The following is an 18590-nucleotide window of genomic DNA, read 5'->3' on the forward strand; positions in this document are numbered from 1 at the left end:
GCCGTACGGTTCAACGAGCCGTACGGCGCTTCGCGTTGTCCTAGACTCACCGTCATGTCGGGCCCCGAGTTGTTCTCCCGGCCCCGCCGCTTCGGCCGCGGGGCGGCCCTGACATTGGTCTTCGCGAGCGTCCTCGCGACCGGCGTCGCGACGGGTTCGTGGAGCGCCGACGGCCACAAGTCCGAGGAGCTTCCGGTCGGTTCGGCCACCGGCGCCGGACACGAGGACGTGAGAGACGCGGCCGCCGGGGCGATGGCCGACGGCAAGTCCCCCACGCAGGCTGCCGAGGAGGCCGTCAGCCGCAGCGGAGACCGCTGGGGCGCGGTGTACTCGCAGGGTGAGTACAAGGAGTTCGAGCAGGAACTCGACGGCCAGTACACGGGCGTCGGCCTCTGGGCCCGGCGCACCGCCGACGGCCGCATCGAGGTCTCCAAGGTCGGTTCCGGGTCCCCCGCGGCCCATGCGGGCGTGCGCCCCGGCGACCGGCTCCGCACCGTCGACGGCCGTCCCGTCGACGGCCGCCCCGTCACCGAGGTCGTCTCCCTGCTGCGCGGTGAGCACGCGGGGACGGCGGTCCGGCTCGGCCTGGAGCGCGGCACGCGCGCATGGACCGAGATCCTGCGCCGGGCCAACCTCGCCACCGAGTCCGTCAGCGTCTCCCGCCTCCCCGGCGGCACCGTCCTGATCAAGGTCGCGGCCTTCACCAAGGGCTCGGGCGAGCGCGTACGGTCCGCCGTGCGCGACGCCCCCCACGGCGACGGCGTCCTCCTCGACCTGCGCGGCAATTCCGGCGGCCTGGTCACGGAGGCGGTCACCGCGGCGTCGGCGTTCTTCGACGGCGGGCTCGTGGCGACGTACGACGTACGCGGACGGCAGCGCGCCCTGCACGCCGAGCGTGGCGGCGACACCTCCAGACCTGTCGTCGCGCTCGTCGACAGCGGCACGATGAGTGCCGCCGAGCTGCTCACCGGGGCCCTCCAGGACCGCGGCCGCGCGGTCGTCGTGGGCTCGAAGACCTTCGGCAAGGGTTCGGTCCAGATGCCGAGCCGGCTCCCGGACGGTTCCGTGGCCGAGCTGACCGTCGGCCACTACCGCACCCCCACCGGCCGCGGCGTCGACGGCCGGGGCATCACCCCCGACCTCGAGGCCGATGAGGGCGCGCGACAGCGGGCCGAGACAGTATTGAGTGGCCTCGGGGACCCCTCGTAGTGCGAAAATGGCTGCACTATGGCTAAGGGAATGTTCGTACCGAAGGAATCACAGCCCAAGCAGGGCGCGTCCGGGAAGTCCGGCAAGGACAAGGACGGCAAGCGCAAGATCGTCGCGCAGAACAAGAAGGCCCGGCACGACTACGCCATCGTCGACACGTACGAGGCGGGCATCGTCCTGACCGGCACCGAGGTGAAGTCGCTGCGGCAGGGCCGTGCCTCGCTGGTCGACGGCTTCGTCCAGATCGACAGGAACGAGGCGTGGCTGCACAACGCCCACATCCCCGAGTACAGCCAGGGCACCTGGACCAACCACTCCGTGCGCCGCAAGCGCAAGCTGCTCCTGCACCGCGAGGAGATCGACAAGCTGGAGTCGAAGTCCCAGGAGACCGGGCACACGATCGTGCCGCTGGCGATCTACTTCAAGGACGGCCGGGCGAAGGCCGAGATCGCGCTCGCCAGGGGCAAGAAGGAGTACGACAAGCGGCAGACGCTGCGCGAGCAGCAGGACCGCCGGGAGTCGGACCGCGCCATCGCGGCGGCGAAGCGGAGGCAGCGGGGCGCGTAGGTGGTCGGCCCGCGGGAATAGGCTGGCACCGGCGTGTGCTGTTCACGTACGATGGCATCAGCACCTCACAGCGGGTGTGTGGGTCGAAAGACCTGATTTGAAAAATCAACATGGGGATGATCGGTTTCGACAGCGGCTGTCGAAGCAGGGGAAGCGAGCCGAGGAAGCGGCAATGATCTCGTAAACCATATGTCGCAACCAATAATCGCCAATTCCAAGAGCGATTCCCAGTCCTTCGCCCTCGCTGCCTAATAAGCAGTGACTGAAGGACCCTAAAAGGGTGTCAGCCCGGGGGTGTTCCCGACCCGGATCCTGGCATAATCTAGGGAACTAAACCGCCGAGCCCGGTCACGGGGTTCGGTGGGAAATCAAACAGTGGCTGAGCCCGTCGGAGACTTGTTCGCGTGATCTCCGGGGCTGAGAAAATCGAAGCGAACTGCGCTCGGAGAAGCCCTGATTCTGCACCGTTGGACGCGGGTTCGATTCCCGCCATCTCCACAAACCCCATGTGAGACGAAGGCCCGGCTGACACACAGCCGGGCCTTTGTCGTTGTGTGGCCCGGCTCCATATCGGGGGTCCCGGCCCGTCTCTACGGTCCCTTCCCATGACACCGACCAGAGCCGCAACACCCCCACGTCTCATGTTCGTGGCCCTCATCGCCGCCCTCCTGTCCGTCTTCCTGCCCGCGCCCCGCGCCGACGCCGCTGCGGCGATTCAGGAAGTCACCGGCTTCGGGACCAACCCCGGCGCCCTCAAGATGAACCGCTACGTGCCCGACGGGCTGCCCGCCGGGCGACCGGTCGTCGTCGCCCTGCACGGGTGCACGCAGAACGCCTCCGGCTACGGCACCGGCAGCGGCTGGACCGAGCTCGCCGACCGGTGGGGCTTCTCCGTCGTGCTGCCGCAGCAGCAGTCCGCGAACAACGCGTCCTCCTGCTTCAACTGGTTCCAGGCCGGCGACATCGAACGCGGCCAGGGCGAGGCCGCCTCCGTCGCGCAGATGGTCGACCGCCAGCTCACCGACGCCTCGGGCGACCCCGCGAGGGTCTACGTCACCGGGCTGAGCGCAGGCGGCGGCATGACCTCCGTGATGATGGCCGCGTACCCCGAGAAGTTCGCCGCCGGAGGTGTCGTCGCCGGGCTGCCCTACGGGTGCGCGGCCGCCGCCGGGTCGCCGTATGTGTGCATGTACGTGGGTGCCACGCAGACCGCACAGCAGTGGGGCGACCGCGTGCGAGCGGCGCGGCCCGGGTATGCCGGGCCCTGGCCGCGGCTGACCGTCTTCCAGGGCAGTGCCGACTACACCGTGAAGCCCGTGAACATGACCGACCTGATGAAGCAGTGGACCGACGTCCAGGGCGCCGATCAGGTCGCCGACGTCAGCGACAGCGTGGCCGGGTATCCGCACCAGGTCTTCCGCCGGGCCGACGGGAGCGCGGCCGTGGAGACGTACAGCATGACGGGGATGGGGCACGGGCAGCCCGTCGATCCGGGGAGCGGGGCCGCGCAGTGCGGGACCGCGGGCGCCTACATCCTCGATGTGAACCTGTGCGCGGCCTACGCGATGGGCCGCTCGTGGGGACTCGGCTGACGCACTCTGTCCCCGGGCGCCACGATCGGGGATGCTCCTGAGGCATGAGTAGACCCGACGGACCTGTGAGACGACTCCTCAATCCCCTTGCACGTCAACGGCGTTACCTCGTCTGGCCCGCCCTCGTCGCGCTCGCGGCGGGCCTGACCTGGGGCTCACCGGCCGGTGCCGACGGCGACAGCACCGGCCTCCCCGAGGCCATCGACACCATCCTCGGCGACCCGTCCATGGAGGGCGGCGCGGCGAGCGTCGTCGTCGCCGACGCCCGGAGCGGCGACATCATCTACCAGCACAATCCCACCGGACGCCTGATGCCCGCGTCCAACACCAAGCTCCTCACCTCGACCGCCGCGACGGAACTCCTCGGCACCGGCTACCGGTTCACCACCGACGTGCTCGGCGACGGGCGGCGGCGGGGGAGCGTCCTCGACGGCGATCTGTATCTGCGCGGCACCGGCGACCCGACCGCTCTCGCCAAGGACTACGACGAACTCGCCGCCAAGGTCGCCGCGTCGGGTGTGAGGTCGGTCAGCGGTCGCCTCGTCGCCGACGACACCGCGTTCGACGGCCAGCGCCTCGGCCGCTCCTGGGCCGCCGACGACGAGTCCTCGTACTACTCGGCGCAGATCTCCGCCCTGAGCGTCGCGCCCGACACCGACTACGACACCGGGACGGTGATCGTCGAGGCCGCGCCGGGCGCGAAGGCCGGGGACAAGCCGAAGATCACCGTCACGCCGAAAACGCACTACGTCGACATCGACGTGCGGGCCACGACCGTCGCGGCCGGCGGTGACGACAGTCTCACCGTCGAGCGGCAGCACGGCACGAACACCGTCACCGTCAGCGGCACGGTTCCCGTCGACGGGGGTACCACGAAGGAGTGGGTCACCGTCTGGGAGCCCACCGGTTACGCGGCCTCCGTCTTCCGTGACGCGCTCGCCGCGCACGGCGTGAAGGTGTCGGGCGGCACGAAGCTCGGGCGTGCCACCCCGACGGGCGCCGTGCGGCTCGCCACGCACGACTCCATGCCCCTGAAGGACCTGCTGATCCCCTTCATGAAGCTGAGCAACAACATGCACGCCGAGATCCTCACCAAGGCCATGGGCGCGAAGGCAACCGGTCGCGCGGGAACCTGGGACGACGGGCTCGCGGCGATCAGCGGCTATCTGAAGGGCGTCGGCGTCGACACCGGGCGGCTGCGCCAGGCCGACGGGTCCGGGCTCTCCCGGATGGACAACATCCCGGCGGGCCAGATCGCGAAGCTGCTGCTCGCGGTGCGCGCCGAGCCGTGGTTCGGCGACTGGTACAAGGCGCTGCCGGTGGCCTGCGACCCGGACCGGTTCGTCGGCGGGACGCTGCGCTCGCGGATGTGCAGGACACCGGCCGCGCTCAACGCCCGCGGCAAGACGGGCTCCCTGACCGGCGCGTCCGCGCTCTCCGGCTACGTGAAGGACACCGGGGGACGTGAACTCGTCTACAGCATCGTCCAGAACAACTACCTGGTCGATTCGGTGAAGCCCCTTGAGGACGCGATCGTGGTGACGCTCGCGAAGTCCGACGCGGACGCGGCGGTGGCGGTGAAGCCGCGCTCCCTGCGCTCCGTGCCGGTCTCCGAACGCAAGGGCGACCTGGAGTGCTCGTGGCGTAAACCGGCGGTGTGCTGACGGCTGCGGGTGACTACGTACGGTCGCGTGCGCCGCTGCGTACGTAACCGATGAGCGCCAGTACGAGCGCGCACGCCGACGCGGCGGCCGGGACCGCGTAACCCGCGGTGGGGCCGAGTCGCTCCACCGCGGTGCCGCCCGCCGCCGCGCCGCAGGCGATGCCCCCGAGCAGACCGGTCACGGCGAGGGTCATGCCCTCGTTCAACTGGCCCTCGGGGGTGCGGGCCTGGACCAGCGTCATGCCCGTGACCATCGTCGGGGCCGTCGCCATGCCGGCCACAAGGAGAGCCCCGGCGACCGCAAGGAGAGAGCCGGTGAGCGCCGCGAGCAGGGGGAGGGCCAGCAGGACGGTCATCGCGGCGACGCACCACGGGTGGCGCCGCGCCGCGGGACCGGCAGGCCGTACGGCCCCGTAGACCAGCCCCGCCACACAGGAACCGGCCGCCTGGAGTGCGAGGACCGCGCCGGCCGCCGCCTTGTGGCCGCCCTCGTCCGCGAACCCGATCGTGACCACCTCCATCGAGCCGAACACGGCGCCGGTGGCGAGGAACGACGCCAGGAGCACGGGCATCCCGCGCGCGCGGAGGGGCGATTTCGTGGCCGTGCGCCCATGGGTGGGCGGTTCCGTGGCGCGCTGCGCGGCGAAGACGAGCACTCCGGTGAGCAGCAGGACCGCGCCGATCAGGGTGCCGGCCTCCGGGAACAGTGACCCGCACAGGAAGGCGGCGAGCACCGGGCCGAGCATGAAACACAGCTCGTCCGCCGCCTGTTCGAAGGAGTTCGCGGTGTGCAGGGCAGCCGGGTCGCCCTTGAGGAGATGGGCCCAGCGGGCGCGTGACATGCCGCCCGTGTTGGGCGTGGTGGCCGTAGCAGCGTAGGCGGCGAAGAGGGTCCAGTCGGGCGCTGCGTAGTGCACACAGAGGAGGAGCGCGAGCGATCCGCAGACCGCGACCGACGTGGCGGGCACGGCGATTCTGGCCTGCCCGTACCGGTCCACGAGGCGCGCCGTCCACGGGGCGACGATCGCGGTCGCGGCCATCCCGGTCGCGGTGACGGCCCCGGCGAGCGCGTACGAGCCGCGCGCCCCGGCGATCATGATGACGGCGCTGACGCTGAACATGCCCATGGGGAGCCGGGCGAGGAGGTTCCCGAGCGTGAAGGCGAGCGCGCCGGGGGTGGAGAGCAGCCGGACGTACGGGGAACGGCTGGGTGGTGGCGGGGCGGTGGAGGTCGGGGGAGCGGTGACGGGCTCGGATATGGCGTCGGGCATGTGATCAGCGTCGCCGCGGGCCGCGCGCCCGGTCCAACACCTTCTCCGTACCGATTCACGCGCCCGCGTTGTAAGTTCGCCGGATGCCCGACCAGCCAGCCGCGCCCGGCACGCCGGCCCCCGCCCACCTGGAGCCCCGACTGCTGCGCGCGTTCCTCGCCGTCGCCGAGGAACTGCACTTCACCCGCGCCGCCGCCCGGCTCTACGTCGCTCAGCAGGCCCTCAGCAGGGACATTCGCCGCCTCGAACGTGAGCTGGGCGTGGAGCTGTTCGCGCGGAGCACGCGCCAGGTCGCCCTGACCGCGGACGGTGCGCGGCTGCTGCCGTACGCGCGGCGGGTCCTCGATGCGCAGGACGAACTGCTCGCCGCCTTCGCGCGCCGCCCGGCAGCGGGGACGCGGCCGCTGCTCGTCGACGTGAACAGCCCCGGCCTCGTCTTCGAGCGCATCCTGGAGCGGGCCCGCGAGTTCGCCCCGGAGTGCGAGCTGATGGCCCGCTACGAGAGCGGCCTGACCGGCGCCGCCGCCGAGATGACGGCGGGCCGCCTGGACGCGTCGTTCGGGCGGTACGCGGGGCTCGACCCGGCGGTACGGGCGCGCCTTTCGCAGCAGCCCGTGCGGTACGAGCCGATGACGGTGGTCCTGCCCGGGGACCATCCCCTCGCCGCCCTGGACGCCGTACCGCTCGCGCGGCTCGCGGGCGAGACGGTGTACGCGGGCGCGGGCAATCCCCGTACACCGGAGTGGACCGACCTGGCCGGGCGGCTCTTCGAGGGGCGCGGGATAGCGGTCGCTCCCCCCGCGCCGCTCGCGGTGGGCGTCGAGGAGTTCCGGCGGATCATGGCCAAGACGGGGACGCCGGTGCTCGCCGCGGGGGACTTTCCAGCCATGCCCGGCTCCGTCGTGCGGCCCCTGACCGACCCCGTACCCCTGTCACCTGTGTCGCTGGTGTGGCCGACGGCGCTCGTGCACCCGGGGATCGACGCGCTCCGTGCGGCGGCGGCCACGCTCGCGGAGGAGAACGACTGGCTCCGTAAGCCCCCAGGCGCCTGGATTCCCGGCATAGATGCACTCATCATGATGAGTCGGGACTGAGGATCGGGCACGGCTGTCACCCGCGTGCGCTACATTCGTCGTCCGAGCGCATTGTGATAAGGGGGGCGCTCGGATCGGGTGGGGGCCCGGTCCGAACGACGAGTGCTCGGTACGTCGTGCGCGCACCCATGTTCATGTCCTTGGGGGGATGTGCGTACGGTGGAACATTGGCGAGAAAATGCCCGTTCTGGGCAGACTCACGATCCTAATGAAGTGACGGTCCAACTCGACGGCGCAGGACGCCAGTTGGACGAACTGATCGCTGCGCGGCGCGAGGGCGCCGGCGCGGCCGACAAGGAAGTCCCGGTCTTCGTGGACGACTCGGGACGGCGTAACCGCAGGTACCGCCGCTTCGGCGCGATCATCGGGATGATCTGCGCGGTCTACGCCGTGGTCATCGTGGCGACGCTGCTCTCCGGAAACTCGAACGCTCCCTGGCTGCCCATCACGGGCCAGGACCGCGACAAGCCCGCGGGCAAGGTGGACACGCCGCCGTTGCCCGCCGACCCGGCGGCCGAGCCGTCCTCGTCGACGGGAGCCACGGCCGGTCCCAGCGCTTCCGGCACGGGAGCGGTGTCCAGCGAGCCGGGTGCCGGTTCCTCGACCGGGCCCGAGGGCAGCGAGAGCGCCGAGCCGGACGGCAAGCCCGGCAAGTCGCCCGACCCGAAGCCGTCCGGCGGCCCCGGCAAACCCGACCCGGGCCATTCGCCCGACCCGGGCCCCGGACCCTCGGAGGAGCCCAGTTCGCCGGGCCCCGGCGAGCCGTCCCCGTCGGACAGCGGACCGCCCGTCGAGCCGACGGAGTCCCCGGCCCAGGGCGGCACCGAGACCGTCGCGGCGCTGCCCGTCGAGTCGCCCGTCGAGTCGCCCATCGACCCGAGCCAGAGTCCGGCCGGACCGTCAGCGGCCTCGTTCCCGGAAAGCGGCATCCTGTAAATGTCCTCCCGCCCACGCAGCAACCGCAGGGCGCCGCGTCGCCGCCGCCTGCCCATGCGCTATCTGCTGCCGTCGCTGCTCCTTGTCGCCCTGCTCGCGATGCTCATGCTCCGCGGGTACGTGCACAGCGAGATCCTCGCCGACCACCGCATCCAGCCGCCCGCCGCCACCGATCAGGTCCCCGAGAAGATCCTCGAGGGCGGACCCGTCATCGACACGCGCGGCGGGCGCGAGACCGGCATGAGCGTGCCCGACCACCGGCTCGTCCTCACCTTCGACGACGGCCCCGACCCGCAGTGGACCCCGAAGGTCCTCGACGTCCTGAAGGAACACCACGCGCACGGCGTCTTCTTCGTCACCGGCACCATGGCCTCCCGCTACCCGGACCTGGTCAAACGCATGGTCGACGAGGGTCACGAGGTCGGCCTGCACACCTTCAACCACCCCGACCTCTCGTACCAGTCCAAGAGCCGCATCGACTGGGAACTCACCCAGAACCAGACGGCCCTGGCCGGTGCGGCCGGCATCCGCACCTCGCTGTTCCGGCCGCCGTACTCCTCGTTCGCCGACGCCATGGACAACAAGTCGTGGCCGGTCACCAAGTACATCGGCAGCCGCGGGTACATCACCGTCGTCAACAACACCGACAGTGAGGACTGGAAGCGCCCCGGCGTCGACGAGATCATCCGCCGCGCCACGCCCAAGGGCGGCAAAGGCGCGATCGTCCTGATGCACGACTCCGGCGGCGACCGCTCGCAGACCGTCGCCGCCCTCGACCGCTTCCTGCCCCAGCTCCAGGGCCAGGGATACGACTTCGTCAACCTCACCGAGGCGCTCGGGGCACCCAGCGCCCACACGCCCGTGCACGGTCTCGAACTGGCCAAGGGCAAGGCGTGGATCTACGCCGTCGGCGCTTCGGACGACGTGACGGACGTCCTCGGCGTCGGACTCGCGGTCATCGGCGTCCTCGTCTTCACCCGCTTCGGCCTGATGCTCCTCCTGTCCGGGGCGCACGCCCGGCGCGTGCGGCGCCGCGGATTCTCCTGGGGGCCGCCCGTCACCGAACCGGTGTCGGTCCTGGTCCCGGCGTTCAACGAGGCCAAGTGCATCGAGAACACGGTGCGTTCACTCATGTCGAGCGAGCACCCCATCGAGATCATCGTCATCGACGACGGCTCGACCGACGGCACGGCCCGCATCGTCGAGAATCTGCGCCTGCCGAACGTCCGGGTGGTCCGCCAGCACAACGCGGGCAAGCCGGCCGCGCTCAACAGGGGCCTGGCCAACGCCCGGTTCGACCTGATCGTGATGATGGACGGCGACACGGTCTTCGAGCCGTCCACCGTCCGCGAGCTCGTCCAGCCCTTCGGCGACCAGCGCGTCGGTGCGGTCGCGGGCAACGCGAAGGTCGGCAACAAGGACTCCCTGATCGGGGCCTGGCAGCACATCGAGTACGTGATGGGCTTCAACCTCGACCGCCGCATGTACGACATGCTGCGCTGCATGCCCACGATCCCCGGGGCCGTGGGCGCCTTCCGCCGCAGCGCCCTCGAGCGCATCGGCGGCATGAGCGACGACACGCTCGCCGAGGACACCGACGTCACGATGGCCCTGCACCGGGACGGCTGGCGCGTGGTCTACGCCGAGAAGGCCCGCGCCTGGACCGAGGCCCCGGAGTCGGTCCAGCAGCTCTGGTCCCAGCGCTACCGATGGTCGTACGGCACGATGCAGGCGATCTGGAAACACCGCCGCTCCGTGATCGAGTCGGGCCCCTCCGGCCGATTCGGCCGCATCGGACTGCCGTTCGTCGCCCTCTTCATGGTCCTCGCGCCGCTCCTGGCGCCCCTCATCGACGTCTTCCTGCTCTACGGCCTCGTGTTCGGCCCCACGGAGAAGACGATCGTCGCCTGGCTCGGCGTCCTCGCCATCCAGGCCGTCTGCGCGGCGTACGCCTTCCGGCTCGACCGCGAACGCATGACCCATCTCATCTCACTCCCGCTCCAGCAAGTCCTCTACCGGCAGCTGATGTACGTCGTGCTGCTCCAGTCCTGGATCACCGCGCTCACCGGCGGCCGGCTGCGCTGGCAGAAGCTGCGGCGTACCGGAGCGGTGGAGGCGCCGGGGGCGATTCCGCGTCAGCGGGCGTCGCGCGGCAACGATCGGAGGCCCGTCGCATGACGTATCCCACTCCCGCCACCGGCGGCCAGAGCGGGTTCCAGCAGACGCGGCGGATGCCGCAGGTGCCGTTCCCGCAGGTGCCGTTCACACCGGAACCGCCGCCCGCGCCAGCTCCGCCCGCCGCCCCGCCCGCGCAGGCCGCCGCGCCCAAGAAGCCGGGCCGCGACCGCTATCTGGACCTGCTGCGCTCCATCGCGCTCGTCCGCGTCGTCGCCTACCACCTCTTCGGGTGGGCCTGGCTGACGGTCCTCTTCCCGTCCATGGGCGTGATGTTCGCGCTCGCCGGATCGCTGATGGCGCGCTCCCTGAGCCGGCCCGCGACCGGTGTGATCAGGGGCCGTATCCGCCGGCTCCTGCCGCCCATGTGGGCGTTCAGCGTCGTCATCCTCGCCCTGCTCTTCCTGGGCGGCTGGAACCCCGGCAAGGACCCCGACAGCGGCGGGACCTGGGGCTGGATCAGCCTGTTCAACTACTTCGTGCCCGTCGGGGCGCCGTCGTTCCCCTGGCACCTCGGCGACAAGGCGGGCCTCCTGGAGGACACCTGGCCGTCGCAGGCCGCGGGCCCGCTCTGGTACCTGCGGGCCTACCTGTGGTTCGTCATCGCCTCGCCGCTGCTGCTCCGGGCGTTCCGCAAGGTGCCGTGGGCGACGCTGCTCGCGCCGCTCGCGCTGACGGCGGTCGTCGGTACGGGCATCGTCACCATCCCCGGCGAGACGGGGAACGCGGTCACCGACTTCGCGGTCTACGGAGGCTGCTGGGTCCTCGGCTTCGCCCATCACGAGGGCGTCCTCGCGAAGGTGCCGCGCTATCTCGCGGTGTCCTGCTCGGCGATCGTGATGGCGTTCGGACTGTGGTGGGCCTCGGGCCATCTCGGGCCGGACGGCTGGGACCTGAACGACATCCCGCTGGCGCAGGCGACCTGGTCCTTCGGGTTCGTCGTCATCCTGCTCCAGTACTCGCCGTCCTGGCAGGAGCTGCCGGGCCGGCTCGCCAAGTGGGACAAGCTCATCACGCTGTCCAACAACCGCGCGGTCACGATCTATCTCTGGCACAACATACTGATCATGGCCACGGTGCCGATCATCGACCTCGCGTACAACCTGCCGTTCATGGAGGACGCGAGATGGAGCGGTGCCCTCGACTCCACGTACATGCTCTGGATGTTCGTGCTGACCTGGCCGCTGATAGCGCTCGCGGTCCTCGGCACGGGCTGGATCGAGGACCTCGCCGCCAAGCGGCGCCCGCGGCTCTGGCCGAACGGCGTCAAGAAGCGGGCACATAGTCGCTAGACGGGGTTGTGCGGCCGGTGGGGGTGGGGGAGGTTGGGGCGTGAGCGACCAGTGACCGTATGACCACGAGGGGAACCCGGACCGACATGACACAGCCTCCCGGCCAGCCGCCGCAGGACGGATCCGGGCACCACCCGGCGTACGGGCCGCCTCCCGGCCGGTCTCAGGAGCCGTCCGGCGGCGGGCAGGACAACCCCTACGCCGGCGCGCCGACCCCGCCACCGGCTCCGCCGCAGATACCGCAGACCCCGCCACCGGCCCCTCAGGGCCGGCCCGGCTACGGGGACCAGCCCGCCTACGGCAACCAGCCGGGCTACGGCGACCAGTCCGGATACGGCGCTCAGCCTCCCTACGGTCAGCCCCCGCAGGGCCAGCCGCAGGGCCAACCCCCGTACGGGCAGCCCCCGTACGGCGGGCAGCCGCCCTACGGCGGGGGTGCCTATCCGCCGCCCCCGCCACCGCCGGGCGGCAACACGCGCCGGACCGCCGTCATCGTCGGGTCCGCGGTCGTCGCGCTCGTCCTGATCGTCGGCGGGATCTTCCTCGCCACGAACAGCGGCGGCGACGACGACAAGCCGAAGGCGAAGGACTCCGTGTCCGCGCAGCCCACCTCGTCGGACGAGCCCTCCGACGAGCCCACGACCGAGGACCCCGCCACCGAGGACCCCGTCGAGGAGCCGAGCGATTCCACGGGGACGGCGGAGGAGCGGCCCGCCGGGTCCACCGGCTATCAGGGCCAGTGGCAGGACGAGCAGGCCAGGACCCTCACGGTCGGCGACAAGGTCGCGACCGGCACGGCCAAGGGCAAGTACAGCGTGTCCTACATCGACGCGGGCGGTAAGGGCATCTGCACCGGCATCGGGGAGAACCGCAGCGGCGGGGCGTTCCGGATCGCCGTCAAGTGCATGGGCAAGGACACCGGTGACGAGGTCTTCGGCGCGAACCTGACGCAGGCCGACGACGTGGTCACGCTGAAGTGGGACAAGGGCGGCTCGGCCAGCCTCAAGTGGGCGGGCACCACGACCTGATCCACGCCCCACGACCTGATCCACGCCCACGACCTGACCCACGCCGTGGAGCGAAGCTCACCGCCGGGCCCCGCGCCCGGTGAGAGCAACGTTCCCCGGCGGTCACGGTGCGGCACAGCGCGGTAATCCCGCCTCCCTACGTTCGAGGTCATCAGCCGAGAACCGTGACCCTGGAGGCGTGTGATGGCAGCCCGGAGTTGGATCCAGAGGTGGGATCCGGAGGACGAGACGTTCTGGTCGCGCGAGGGCGGCGAGAAGGTCGCGCGGCGCAATCTCGCGTTCTCCATCCTGTCCGAGCACATCGGGTTCTCGATCTGGACCCTGTGGTCCGTGATGGTGCTGTTCATGGGGCCCGAGTACGGCATCGACCCGGCCGGCAAGTTCTTCCTGGTCTCGATGGCCACGATGGTCGGGGCGGTCGCACGCGTGCCCTACACCTTCGCCGTCGCCCGCTTCGGCGGCCGGAACTGGACGATCCTCGCGGCGAGCCTGCTCCTCATCCCGACGGCCGCCGCGTTCGTCGTGATGGAGCCGGGGACCTCGTACACGACGTTCATGGTGTGCGCGCTGCTCACCGGCGTCGGCGGCGGCAACTTCGCCTCGTCGATGACCAACATCAACTCCTTCTTCCCGCTGCGGAAGAAGGGCTGGGCGCTCGGCCTGAACGCGGGCGGCGGCAACATCGGCGTCCCCGTCGTGCAGCTCGCCGGGCTCGCCGTGATCGGCGCGAGCGGCGGCCCGCGCGTGCTGCTGGGGATCTACCTCCCGCTCATCGCCGTGTCGGCGATCTGCGCCGCGCTGTTCATGGACAACCTCGCGACCGTGAAGAACGACACCGGCGCGGCCAAGGAGGCCGTGCGCGACCCGCACACGTGGATCATGTCGTTCCTCTACATCGGGACGTTCGGGTCGTTCATCGGCTACAGCTTCGCGTTCGGGCTCGTCCTGCAGACGCAGTTCGGCAGGACACCGCTCCAGGCCGCGTCGATCACGTTCATCGGGCCGCTGCTCGGCTCCCTGATCCGGCCTGTGGGCGGCCGGCTCGCCGACCGGTTCGGCGGCGCCCGCATCACGCTGTGGAACTTTGTCGCCATGGCCGCCGCCACCGCCGTGGTCGTCCTCGCGTCGACGCAGAAGTCGCTGCCGCTGTTCACCACGGCGTTCATCGCCCTGTTCGTGCTCACCGGGCTCGGCAACGGGTCGACGTACAAGATGATCCCCGGCATCTTCCAGGCCAAGGCAACGGCCCGAGGGCTCGCGGGGGAGGAGGCCGCGGCGTACGGGCGGCGCCTGTCCGGGGCCTCGATGGGGCTGATCGGGGCGGTGGGCGCGCTCGGCGGGCTCGGCATCAACCTCGCCTTCCGCCAGTCCTTCCAGACCGCGGGCACCGGCACGGCCGCCTTCGTCGGGTTCCTCGTCTTCTACGCGGTGTGCTTCGCCCTCACCTGGTCCGTATACCTTCGCCGCCCGGCCGGCGCGGACGCTCCCGTGCAGGCCGCGGAGCCGGAGCCCCGGCTCAACTACGCGGAGGTGTGACGTAACACCGCTGACATCATGGGGAACCGAGCCCGTCACGGGACGTTGACAGGCTCGGTCGACCCCGGCAGAACCACCCGAGCGGGACGAGAGCCACATGTACGACGCACAGCAGGGCCCCACGGCGGGGCAGCACGGCCCCCTCGCGGGCTTCACCGTGGGCGTGACCGCCGCGCGCCGCGCCGACGAGCTCGGCGCGCTGCTCCAGCGGCGCGGCGCCACCGTCCTGCACGCACCCGCGCTGCGCATCGTCCCGCTCGCCGACGACAGCGAGCTCCTCGCGGCGACCAAGGAGATCGTCGACCACGCGCCCGACGTCGTCGTCGCGACCACCGCGATCGGGTTCCGCGGCTGGGTCGAGGCCGCCGACGGCTGGGGCCTGGGCGAGGCGCTGCTGGCCCGGCTGCGCGGCGTGGAACTGCTCGCCCGCGGGCCCAAGGTCAAGGGCGCCGTCAGGGCCGCCGGGCTCACCGAGGAGTGGTCCCCGTCGTCCGAGTCGATGGCCGAGGTCCTCGAACGGCTCCTCGACGAGGGCGTCGACGGCCGCCGGGTCGCCGTCCAGCTGCACGGCGAGCCGCTGCCCGGGTTCGTCGAGGCGCTGCGCGAGGCGGGCGCCGACGTCGTGGGGGTGCCGGTGTACCGGTGGATGCCGCCGGAGGACATCGGCCCTCTCGACCGGCTGCTCGACGCGACCCTCACGCGGGGCGTCGACGCGCTCACGTTCACCAGCGCGCCCGCCGCCGCGTCCCTGCTCTCCCGGGCCGAACTGCGGGGCAAACTACCGGAGTTGCTCGCCGCCCTGCGCCACGACGTCCTGCCCGCCTGCGTCGGCCCCGTCACCGCGCTGCCGCTCCAGGCCCACGGCGTGGACACGGTGCAGCCCGAGCGCTTCCGCCTCGGGCCGCTCGTCCAGCTCCTGTGCGCCGAACTCCCGGGCAGGGCCCGTGCGTTGCCGATCGCGGGCCACCGCGTGGAGATCCGCGGCCAGGCCGTCCTGGTCGACGGCGATCTGCACCCCGTACCGCCCGCCGGGATGTCGCTCCTGCGCTCCCTCTCGCGCCGCCCCGGCTGGGTGGTCCCCCGCGCCGAACTCCTGCGCGCGCTGCCCGGCGCGGGCAGCGACGAACACGCGGTGGAAACGGCGATGGCCAGGCTCCGTACGGCCCTCGGCACCCCCAAGCTGATCCAGACGGTGGTCAAGCGCGGCTACCGCCTGGCCCTGGACCCGGCGGCGGACTCCAAGTACGGGACGGACTGAGTCAGTTCGGCGTGCGGTGGACGCTGTGCTCGTCGAGGTCCGTCAGCAGGCCCGCGGCGGCGGCGAAGTCCTTGTCGTCGTGGAGCACCACGAGGCCGTGGTGGGCCGCGGTGGCGCAGATGAGCCAGTCGACCGTCGACAGACTCCGGTGGCGGCCGCGCTGGGCGAGTCGGTACTGCGCCGTCTCGACCCACTGCCAGGCGTTCTTGGGGACCGGCGCGTCCGGGTAGAGGCTGCCGAACATGTCGGTCATCGCGTCGTATTCGTCGAGGTCGCGCGCGGAGCGGCGGAACTCGGTGCGCTGAGGCTGGCAGGAGGCGATGGTGCCCTCCTCGATCTCACGGCTCCAGGCGTCGTTGAGCGACCGGTCGCGCTGGAGCCGCCACACCGCCGTCGAGTCGACCAGGTACCGCAGCACGTCAGGCGGTGCCCTTCTCGGCGGCGTGCAGGCGCCAGAAGCTCTCGTCGTCCCAGTCCTGGGACGCCTTGAAGTGCCGGAGGCGCGCCTCGGCACGGCGCTGGCGCTCCACGTACTCGCGCAGCGCGAGGTTCACCGTCTCCTTCTTGGTGCGCGCGCCGGACAGTCGCATGGCCTCGGCGAGAGCCTCGTCGTCTATGTCGATCTGCGTCGCGGCCACCGGGCACCTCCAGGGGAAATGTGGGTCACATACAAAGGTAGCCCATGCTTCATACATTGTGCCCGACGTCCCGGGCCGACGCCGTCGGTGAACCCTTCGTGAGGGGCCCGGTACCAGGGGTTCCGGCGGTGCCTGTGGGCGGGCACTGTAGGGGGATGGCATCGCCATCGTCCTCGTCCTCGTACGAGCTGCGCTTCGACTCCGGGCGCAGTTCGCTGGATCTCCTGGCCACGGCGCACCCCGACGAACGGCTCGACTCGGTGGGGCGGTTGCGGGCCTGGCTGGTCGGCTCGGGGCTCGTGCCCGTGGACACGCCGCTGCGGGACGCCGACGCCGCCTGGCTCGCCGCGATGCTCGAACTGCGCGGCCATATCGGCCAGTTGGTGCGCGGCGAACTCGACGGCAGGCCCGCGTCCGCCGCCCTGGAGCGGGTCAACGCCCTCGCCCGCGCGGCGCCGCCCGCACCCCGCGCGACCCGCAGCACCGACGGCACCCTCGCCAGGGCCCTGCACGCCGACCCCGGCTGCGGCGAGCTGCTCGCCGCCGTCGCCCGTGACGCCGTGGAGCTCCTCACGGACCCGGTCGCCCGCTCCTGCCTGCGCCGCTGCGAGGGCGACAGCTGCCCGATCATCTATCTCGACACGTCCCGGGGGCGGCGCCGCCGCTGGTGCTCCAGCGAGGTGTGCGGCAACCGGGAGCGGGTGGCGCGACACCGGCGCAGGGCGGCACTCGCCCGGGCCTGAAGATCACCCGACGGCCTCCCCGAACCCTTTTTGGCATGTCCCGGCAGATCGATTGAACACATCGCGGACCTCTTACGTACTGGGGTGCGTCCAGCCGAGCGGCGACCCAGCCGGAACGCTCAACCAGGGGACAGCGGAGGTAGGCGTGCGCAAGGATTCCGCCGTGGCCGATGAACGCCCGCCGAGGGCACGACATCGCGCGCCGCAGCCTCCTGAGCCCGACGAGGAGCTGATGCGCGCGCTCTACCGCGAGCACGCGGGTCCACTTCTGGCCTATGTGCTCAGGCTGGTGGCGGGGGACCGGCAGCGCGCCGAAGATGTCGTACAGGAAACGCTCATCCGTGCCTGGAAGAACGCCGGTCAGCTCAACCGAGCGACCGGTTCGGTACGCCCCTGGCTGGTGACGGTCGCCCGGCGCATCGTCATCGACGGCCACCGCAGCCGGCAGGCCCGGCCGCAGGAGGTCGATCCGTCGCCGCTGGAGGTCATCCCCGCGGAGGACGAGATCGACAAGGCGCTGTGGCTGATGACCCTTTCGGACGCGCTCGAGGACCTGACGCCCGCCCACCGCGAGGTGCTGGTGGAGACGTACTTCAAGGGGCGTACGGTCAACGAGGCCGCCGAGACACTCGGTATTCCCAGCGGAACGGTGCGCTCACGGGTGTTCTACGCGCTGCGTTCCATGAAGCTGGCGCTGGAGGAGCGGGGGGTGACGGCATGAGTGCCTCGTACGACGACTACGGACCGCATGGGTCCGGTGACGTTCACGAGACGGTCGGCGCCTACGTGCTCGGTGTCCTCGACGACGCCGAGGCAAGCGCCTTCGAAGCGCATCTGGCGGGCTGCGAGCTGTGCGCACACCAGCTGGAGGAGTTCTCCGGCATGGAGCCGATGCTCGCCGCCCTCGCGGACATCCCCGAACCGCAGGGCACCCCCGCCAGAGAACGCCTCGGTGCGCAGCTCGGCGCCCGCCCGAGCGACCAGCTCGCCGGCCGGCTCTTCGACGAGGTGGCGCAGAAGCGGGCCCGCAAGCGCCGCCGCGGGATGTACCTGGTGGCGGCCGCCGCCGCACTGATCATCGGCGGCCCGCTGACCGTGCTCGCCGTGAACGACGGCGGGACGGACAACGTCGCCGAGGGGGCCCACCCCACCAGCCCCGCCGAGGACGCCTTCTTCAACCACATGGACGAGAAGGTCAAGGCGACCGACGCGGTCACGAAGGTCACCGCCACCATCGGCATGGAGAAGAAGGCCTGGGGCACCCACACCGTCCTGGAGCTGAAGAACGTCAAGGGCCCGCTGAAGTGCTCCCTGATCGCGGTCGGGAAGAACGGCGAGCGCGAGACGGTCACCACCTGGTCCGTCCCGCAGTGGGGTTACGGCATTCCCGACAGCAAGCACGAGGTCTCGAAGGAACCCCTGTACGTGCACGGGGGCGCCGCGTTCGAGCGCAACGCCATCGACCACTTCGAGGTCGAGACCCTCGACGGCAAACGCCTCGTGGAGGTCGACGCGTAGCCCCGGCAGCCGGATGCGTAGCCTCCCGGGCCTCCCTTCGCGTACCTTTGACGGCTGCCCAGCACGTCAG

17 protein-coding genes and 1 other RNA gene are annotated in these 18590 nt (G+C 71.2%); 15 read left to right on the forward strand and 3 right to left on the reverse strand.

What is annotated here, in order from left to right:
* Positions 1-54 precede the first annotated feature (54 nt).
* From OG574_RS28305 to dacB, 5 genes are all read left to right on the forward strand, one after another.
* Positions 55-1209 carry a S41 family peptidase gene (locus tag OG574_RS28305; RefSeq protein WP_100593909.1) on the forward strand — a complete coding sequence of 385 codons (1155 nt, stop codon included), beginning with the start codon at positions 55-57 and terminating at the stop codon, positions 1207-1209.
* 30 nt (positions 1210-1239) lie between these two features.
* On the forward strand, positions 1240-1776 hold the full coding sequence (smpB, locus tag OG574_RS28310) for an SsrA-binding protein SmpB (protein WP_326775497.1): 537 nt from the start codon (positions 1240-1242) through the stop codon (positions 1774-1776).
* Positions 1777-1888: 112 nt separating this feature from the next.
* Positions 1889-2277, forward strand: a transfer-messenger RNA (tmRNA) gene (ssrA, locus tag OG574_RS28315).
* Positions 2278-2381: 104 nt separating this feature from the next.
* Positions 2382-3368 carry an extracellular catalytic domain type 1 short-chain-length polyhydroxyalkanoate depolymerase gene (locus OG574_RS28320; RefSeq protein WP_326775498.1) on the forward strand — a complete coding sequence of 329 codons (987 nt, stop codon included), beginning with the start codon at positions 2382-2384 and terminating at the stop codon, positions 3366-3368.
* 44 nt (positions 3369-3412) lie between these two features.
* Complete coding sequence (gene dacB / locus OG574_RS28325; protein WP_326775499.1) at positions 3413-5032, forward strand: D-alanyl-D-alanine carboxypeptidase/D-alanyl-D-alanine endopeptidase; 1620 nt, start codon at positions 3413-3415, stop codon at positions 5030-5032.
* Between the two features lie 13 nt (positions 5033-5045).
* On the opposite strand, the gene OG574_RS28330 is transcribed toward dacB, so the two are convergent.
* Positions 5046-6302, reverse strand: coding sequence for an MFS transporter (locus OG574_RS28330; protein WP_326775500.1), 1257 nt, complete (start codon positions 6300-6302; stop codon positions 5046-5048).
* Between the two features lie 83 nt (positions 6303-6385).
* Here OG574_RS28330 and OG574_RS28335 point away from each other — a divergent pair, with 83 nt between their 5' ends.
* The 7 genes from OG574_RS28335 to OG574_RS28365 all read left to right on the forward strand — a co-directional run bounded on the left by OG574_RS28335 (position 6386) and on the right by OG574_RS28365 (position 15621).
* Positions 6386-7396, forward strand: a complete 1011-nt coding sequence (locus tag OG574_RS28335; RefSeq protein WP_326775501.1) for a LysR family transcriptional regulator — start codon at positions 6386-6388, stop codon at positions 7394-7396.
* 213 nt (positions 7397-7609) lie between these two features.
* Positions 7610-8332 (forward strand): hypothetical protein, encoded by a 723-nt coding sequence (locus OG574_RS28340; RefSeq protein WP_326775502.1) that lies wholly within the window; start codon positions 7610-7612, stop codon positions 8330-8332.
* Positions 8333-10510, forward strand: a complete 2178-nt coding sequence (locus OG574_RS28345; protein ID WP_326775503.1) for a glycosyltransferase — start codon at positions 8333-8335, stop codon at positions 10508-10510.
* 53 nt (positions 10511-10563) lie between these two features.
* Positions 10564-11799 carry an acyltransferase family protein gene (locus OG574_RS28350; RefSeq protein WP_326778650.1) on the forward strand — a complete coding sequence of 412 codons (1236 nt, stop codon included), beginning with the start codon at positions 10564-10566 and terminating at the stop codon, positions 11797-11799.
* An 86-nt stretch (positions 11800-11885) separates the two neighbouring features.
* Complete coding sequence (locus OG574_RS28355) at positions 11886-12827, forward strand: hypothetical protein (RefSeq protein ID WP_326775504.1); 942 nt, start codon at positions 11886-11888, stop codon at positions 12825-12827.
* Between the two features lie 183 nt (positions 12828-13010).
* On the forward strand, positions 13011-14363 hold the full coding sequence (locus tag OG574_RS28360) for a nitrate/nitrite transporter (protein ID WP_326775505.1): 1353 nt from the start codon (positions 13011-13013) through the stop codon (positions 14361-14363).
* A 97-nt stretch (positions 14364-14460) separates the two neighbouring features.
* Complete coding sequence (locus OG574_RS28365; protein WP_326775506.1) at positions 14461-15621, forward strand: uroporphyrinogen-III synthase; 1161 nt, start codon at positions 14461-14463, stop codon at positions 15619-15621.
* Position 15622: 1 nt separating this feature from the next.
* Here OG574_RS28365 and OG574_RS28370 read toward each other — a convergent pair whose 3' ends face one another.
* Both OG574_RS28370 and OG574_RS28375 read right to left on the reverse strand, forming a co-directional pair.
* A complete protein-coding gene (locus OG574_RS28370) occupies positions 15623-16039 on the reverse strand; it encodes a PIN domain-containing protein (RefSeq protein WP_326775507.1) in 417 nt (138 codons plus the stop codon).
* A gap of 1 nt (position 16040) precedes the next feature.
* Positions 16041-16259: a type II toxin-antitoxin system VapB family antitoxin gene (locus OG574_RS28375; protein WP_326775508.1), complete on the reverse strand. Its 219-nt coding sequence runs from the start codon at positions 16257-16259 to the stop codon at positions 16041-16043.
* A gap of 155 nt (positions 16260-16414) precedes the next feature.
* Here OG574_RS28375 and OG574_RS28380 point away from each other — a divergent pair, with 155 nt between their 5' ends.
* The 3 genes from OG574_RS28380 (at position 16415) to OG574_RS28390 (ending at position 18520) form a co-directional block, all read left to right on the forward strand.
* Positions 16415-17002 (forward strand): CGNR zinc finger domain-containing protein, encoded by a 588-nt coding sequence (locus tag OG574_RS28380; RefSeq protein WP_326775509.1) that lies wholly within the window; start codon positions 16415-16417, stop codon positions 17000-17002.
* Between the two features lie 145 nt (positions 17003-17147).
* Positions 17148-17723, forward strand: coding sequence for a sigma-70 family RNA polymerase sigma factor (locus OG574_RS28385; RefSeq protein WP_100593923.1), 576 nt, complete (start codon positions 17148-17150; stop codon positions 17721-17723).
* On the forward strand, positions 17720-18520 hold the full coding sequence (locus OG574_RS28390) for an anti-sigma factor family protein (protein ID WP_326775510.1): 801 nt from the start codon (positions 17720-17722) through the stop codon (positions 18518-18520). The genes OG574_RS28385 and OG574_RS28390 overlap by 4 nt, the downstream gene beginning before the upstream one ends.
* Positions 18521-18590: the final 70 nt, after the last annotated feature.

It is taken from the genome of Streptomyces sp. NBC_01445 (genome assembly GCF_035918235.1).
Lineage (GTDB): Bacteria > Actinomycetota > Actinomycetes > Streptomycetales > Streptomycetaceae > Streptomyces.

Excerpts from the sequence above, each read along its gene's own strand:
- OG574_RS28360 (WP_326775505.1), top strand. The coding sequence starts at position 13,011 with ATGGCAGCCCGGAGTTGGATCCAGAGGTGGGATCCGGAGGACGAGACG.
- OG574_RS28345 (WP_326775503.1), top strand. The coding sequence starts at position 8,333 with ATGTCCTCCCGCCCACGCAGCAACCGCAGGGCGCCGCGTCGCCGCCGC.
- OG574_RS28320 (WP_326775498.1), top strand. The coding sequence starts at position 2,382 with ATGACACCGACCAGAGCCGCAACACCCCCACGTCTCATGTTCGTGGCC.
- OG574_RS28350 (WP_326778650.1), top strand. The coding sequence starts at position 10,564 with ATGCCGCAGGTGCCGTTCCCGCAGGTGCCGTTCACACCGGAACCGCCG.
- OG574_RS28305 (WP_100593909.1), top strand. The coding sequence starts at position 55 with ATGTCGGGCCCCGAGTTGTTCTCCCGGCCCCGCCGCTTCGGCCGCGGG.
- OG574_RS28365 (WP_326775506.1), top strand. The coding sequence starts at position 14,461 with ATGTACGACGCACAGCAGGGCCCCACGGCGGGGCAGCACGGCCCCCTC.
- smpB (WP_326775497.1), top strand. The coding sequence starts at position 1,240 with ATGTTCGTACCGAAGGAATCACAGCCCAAGCAGGGCGCGTCCGGGAAG.
- OG574_RS28390 (WP_326775510.1), top strand. The coding sequence starts at position 17,720 with ATGAGTGCCTCGTACGACGACTACGGACCGCATGGGTCCGGTGACGTT.
- OG574_RS28380 (WP_326775509.1), top strand. The coding sequence starts at position 16,415 with ATGGCATCGCCATCGTCCTCGTCCTCGTACGAGCTGCGCTTCGACTCC.
- OG574_RS28355 (WP_326775504.1), top strand. The coding sequence starts at position 11,886 with ATGACACAGCCTCCCGGCCAGCCGCCGCAGGACGGATCCGGGCACCAC.
- dacB (WP_326775499.1), top strand. The coding sequence starts at position 3,413 with ATGAGTAGACCCGACGGACCTGTGAGACGACTCCTCAATCCCCTTGCA.
- OG574_RS28335 (WP_326775501.1), top strand. The coding sequence starts at position 6,386 with ATGCCCGACCAGCCAGCCGCGCCCGGCACGCCGGCCCCCGCCCACCTG.
- OG574_RS28330 (WP_326775500.1), bottom strand. The coding sequence starts at position 6,302 with ATGCCCGACGCCATATCCGAGCCCGTCACCGCTCCCCCGACCTCCACC.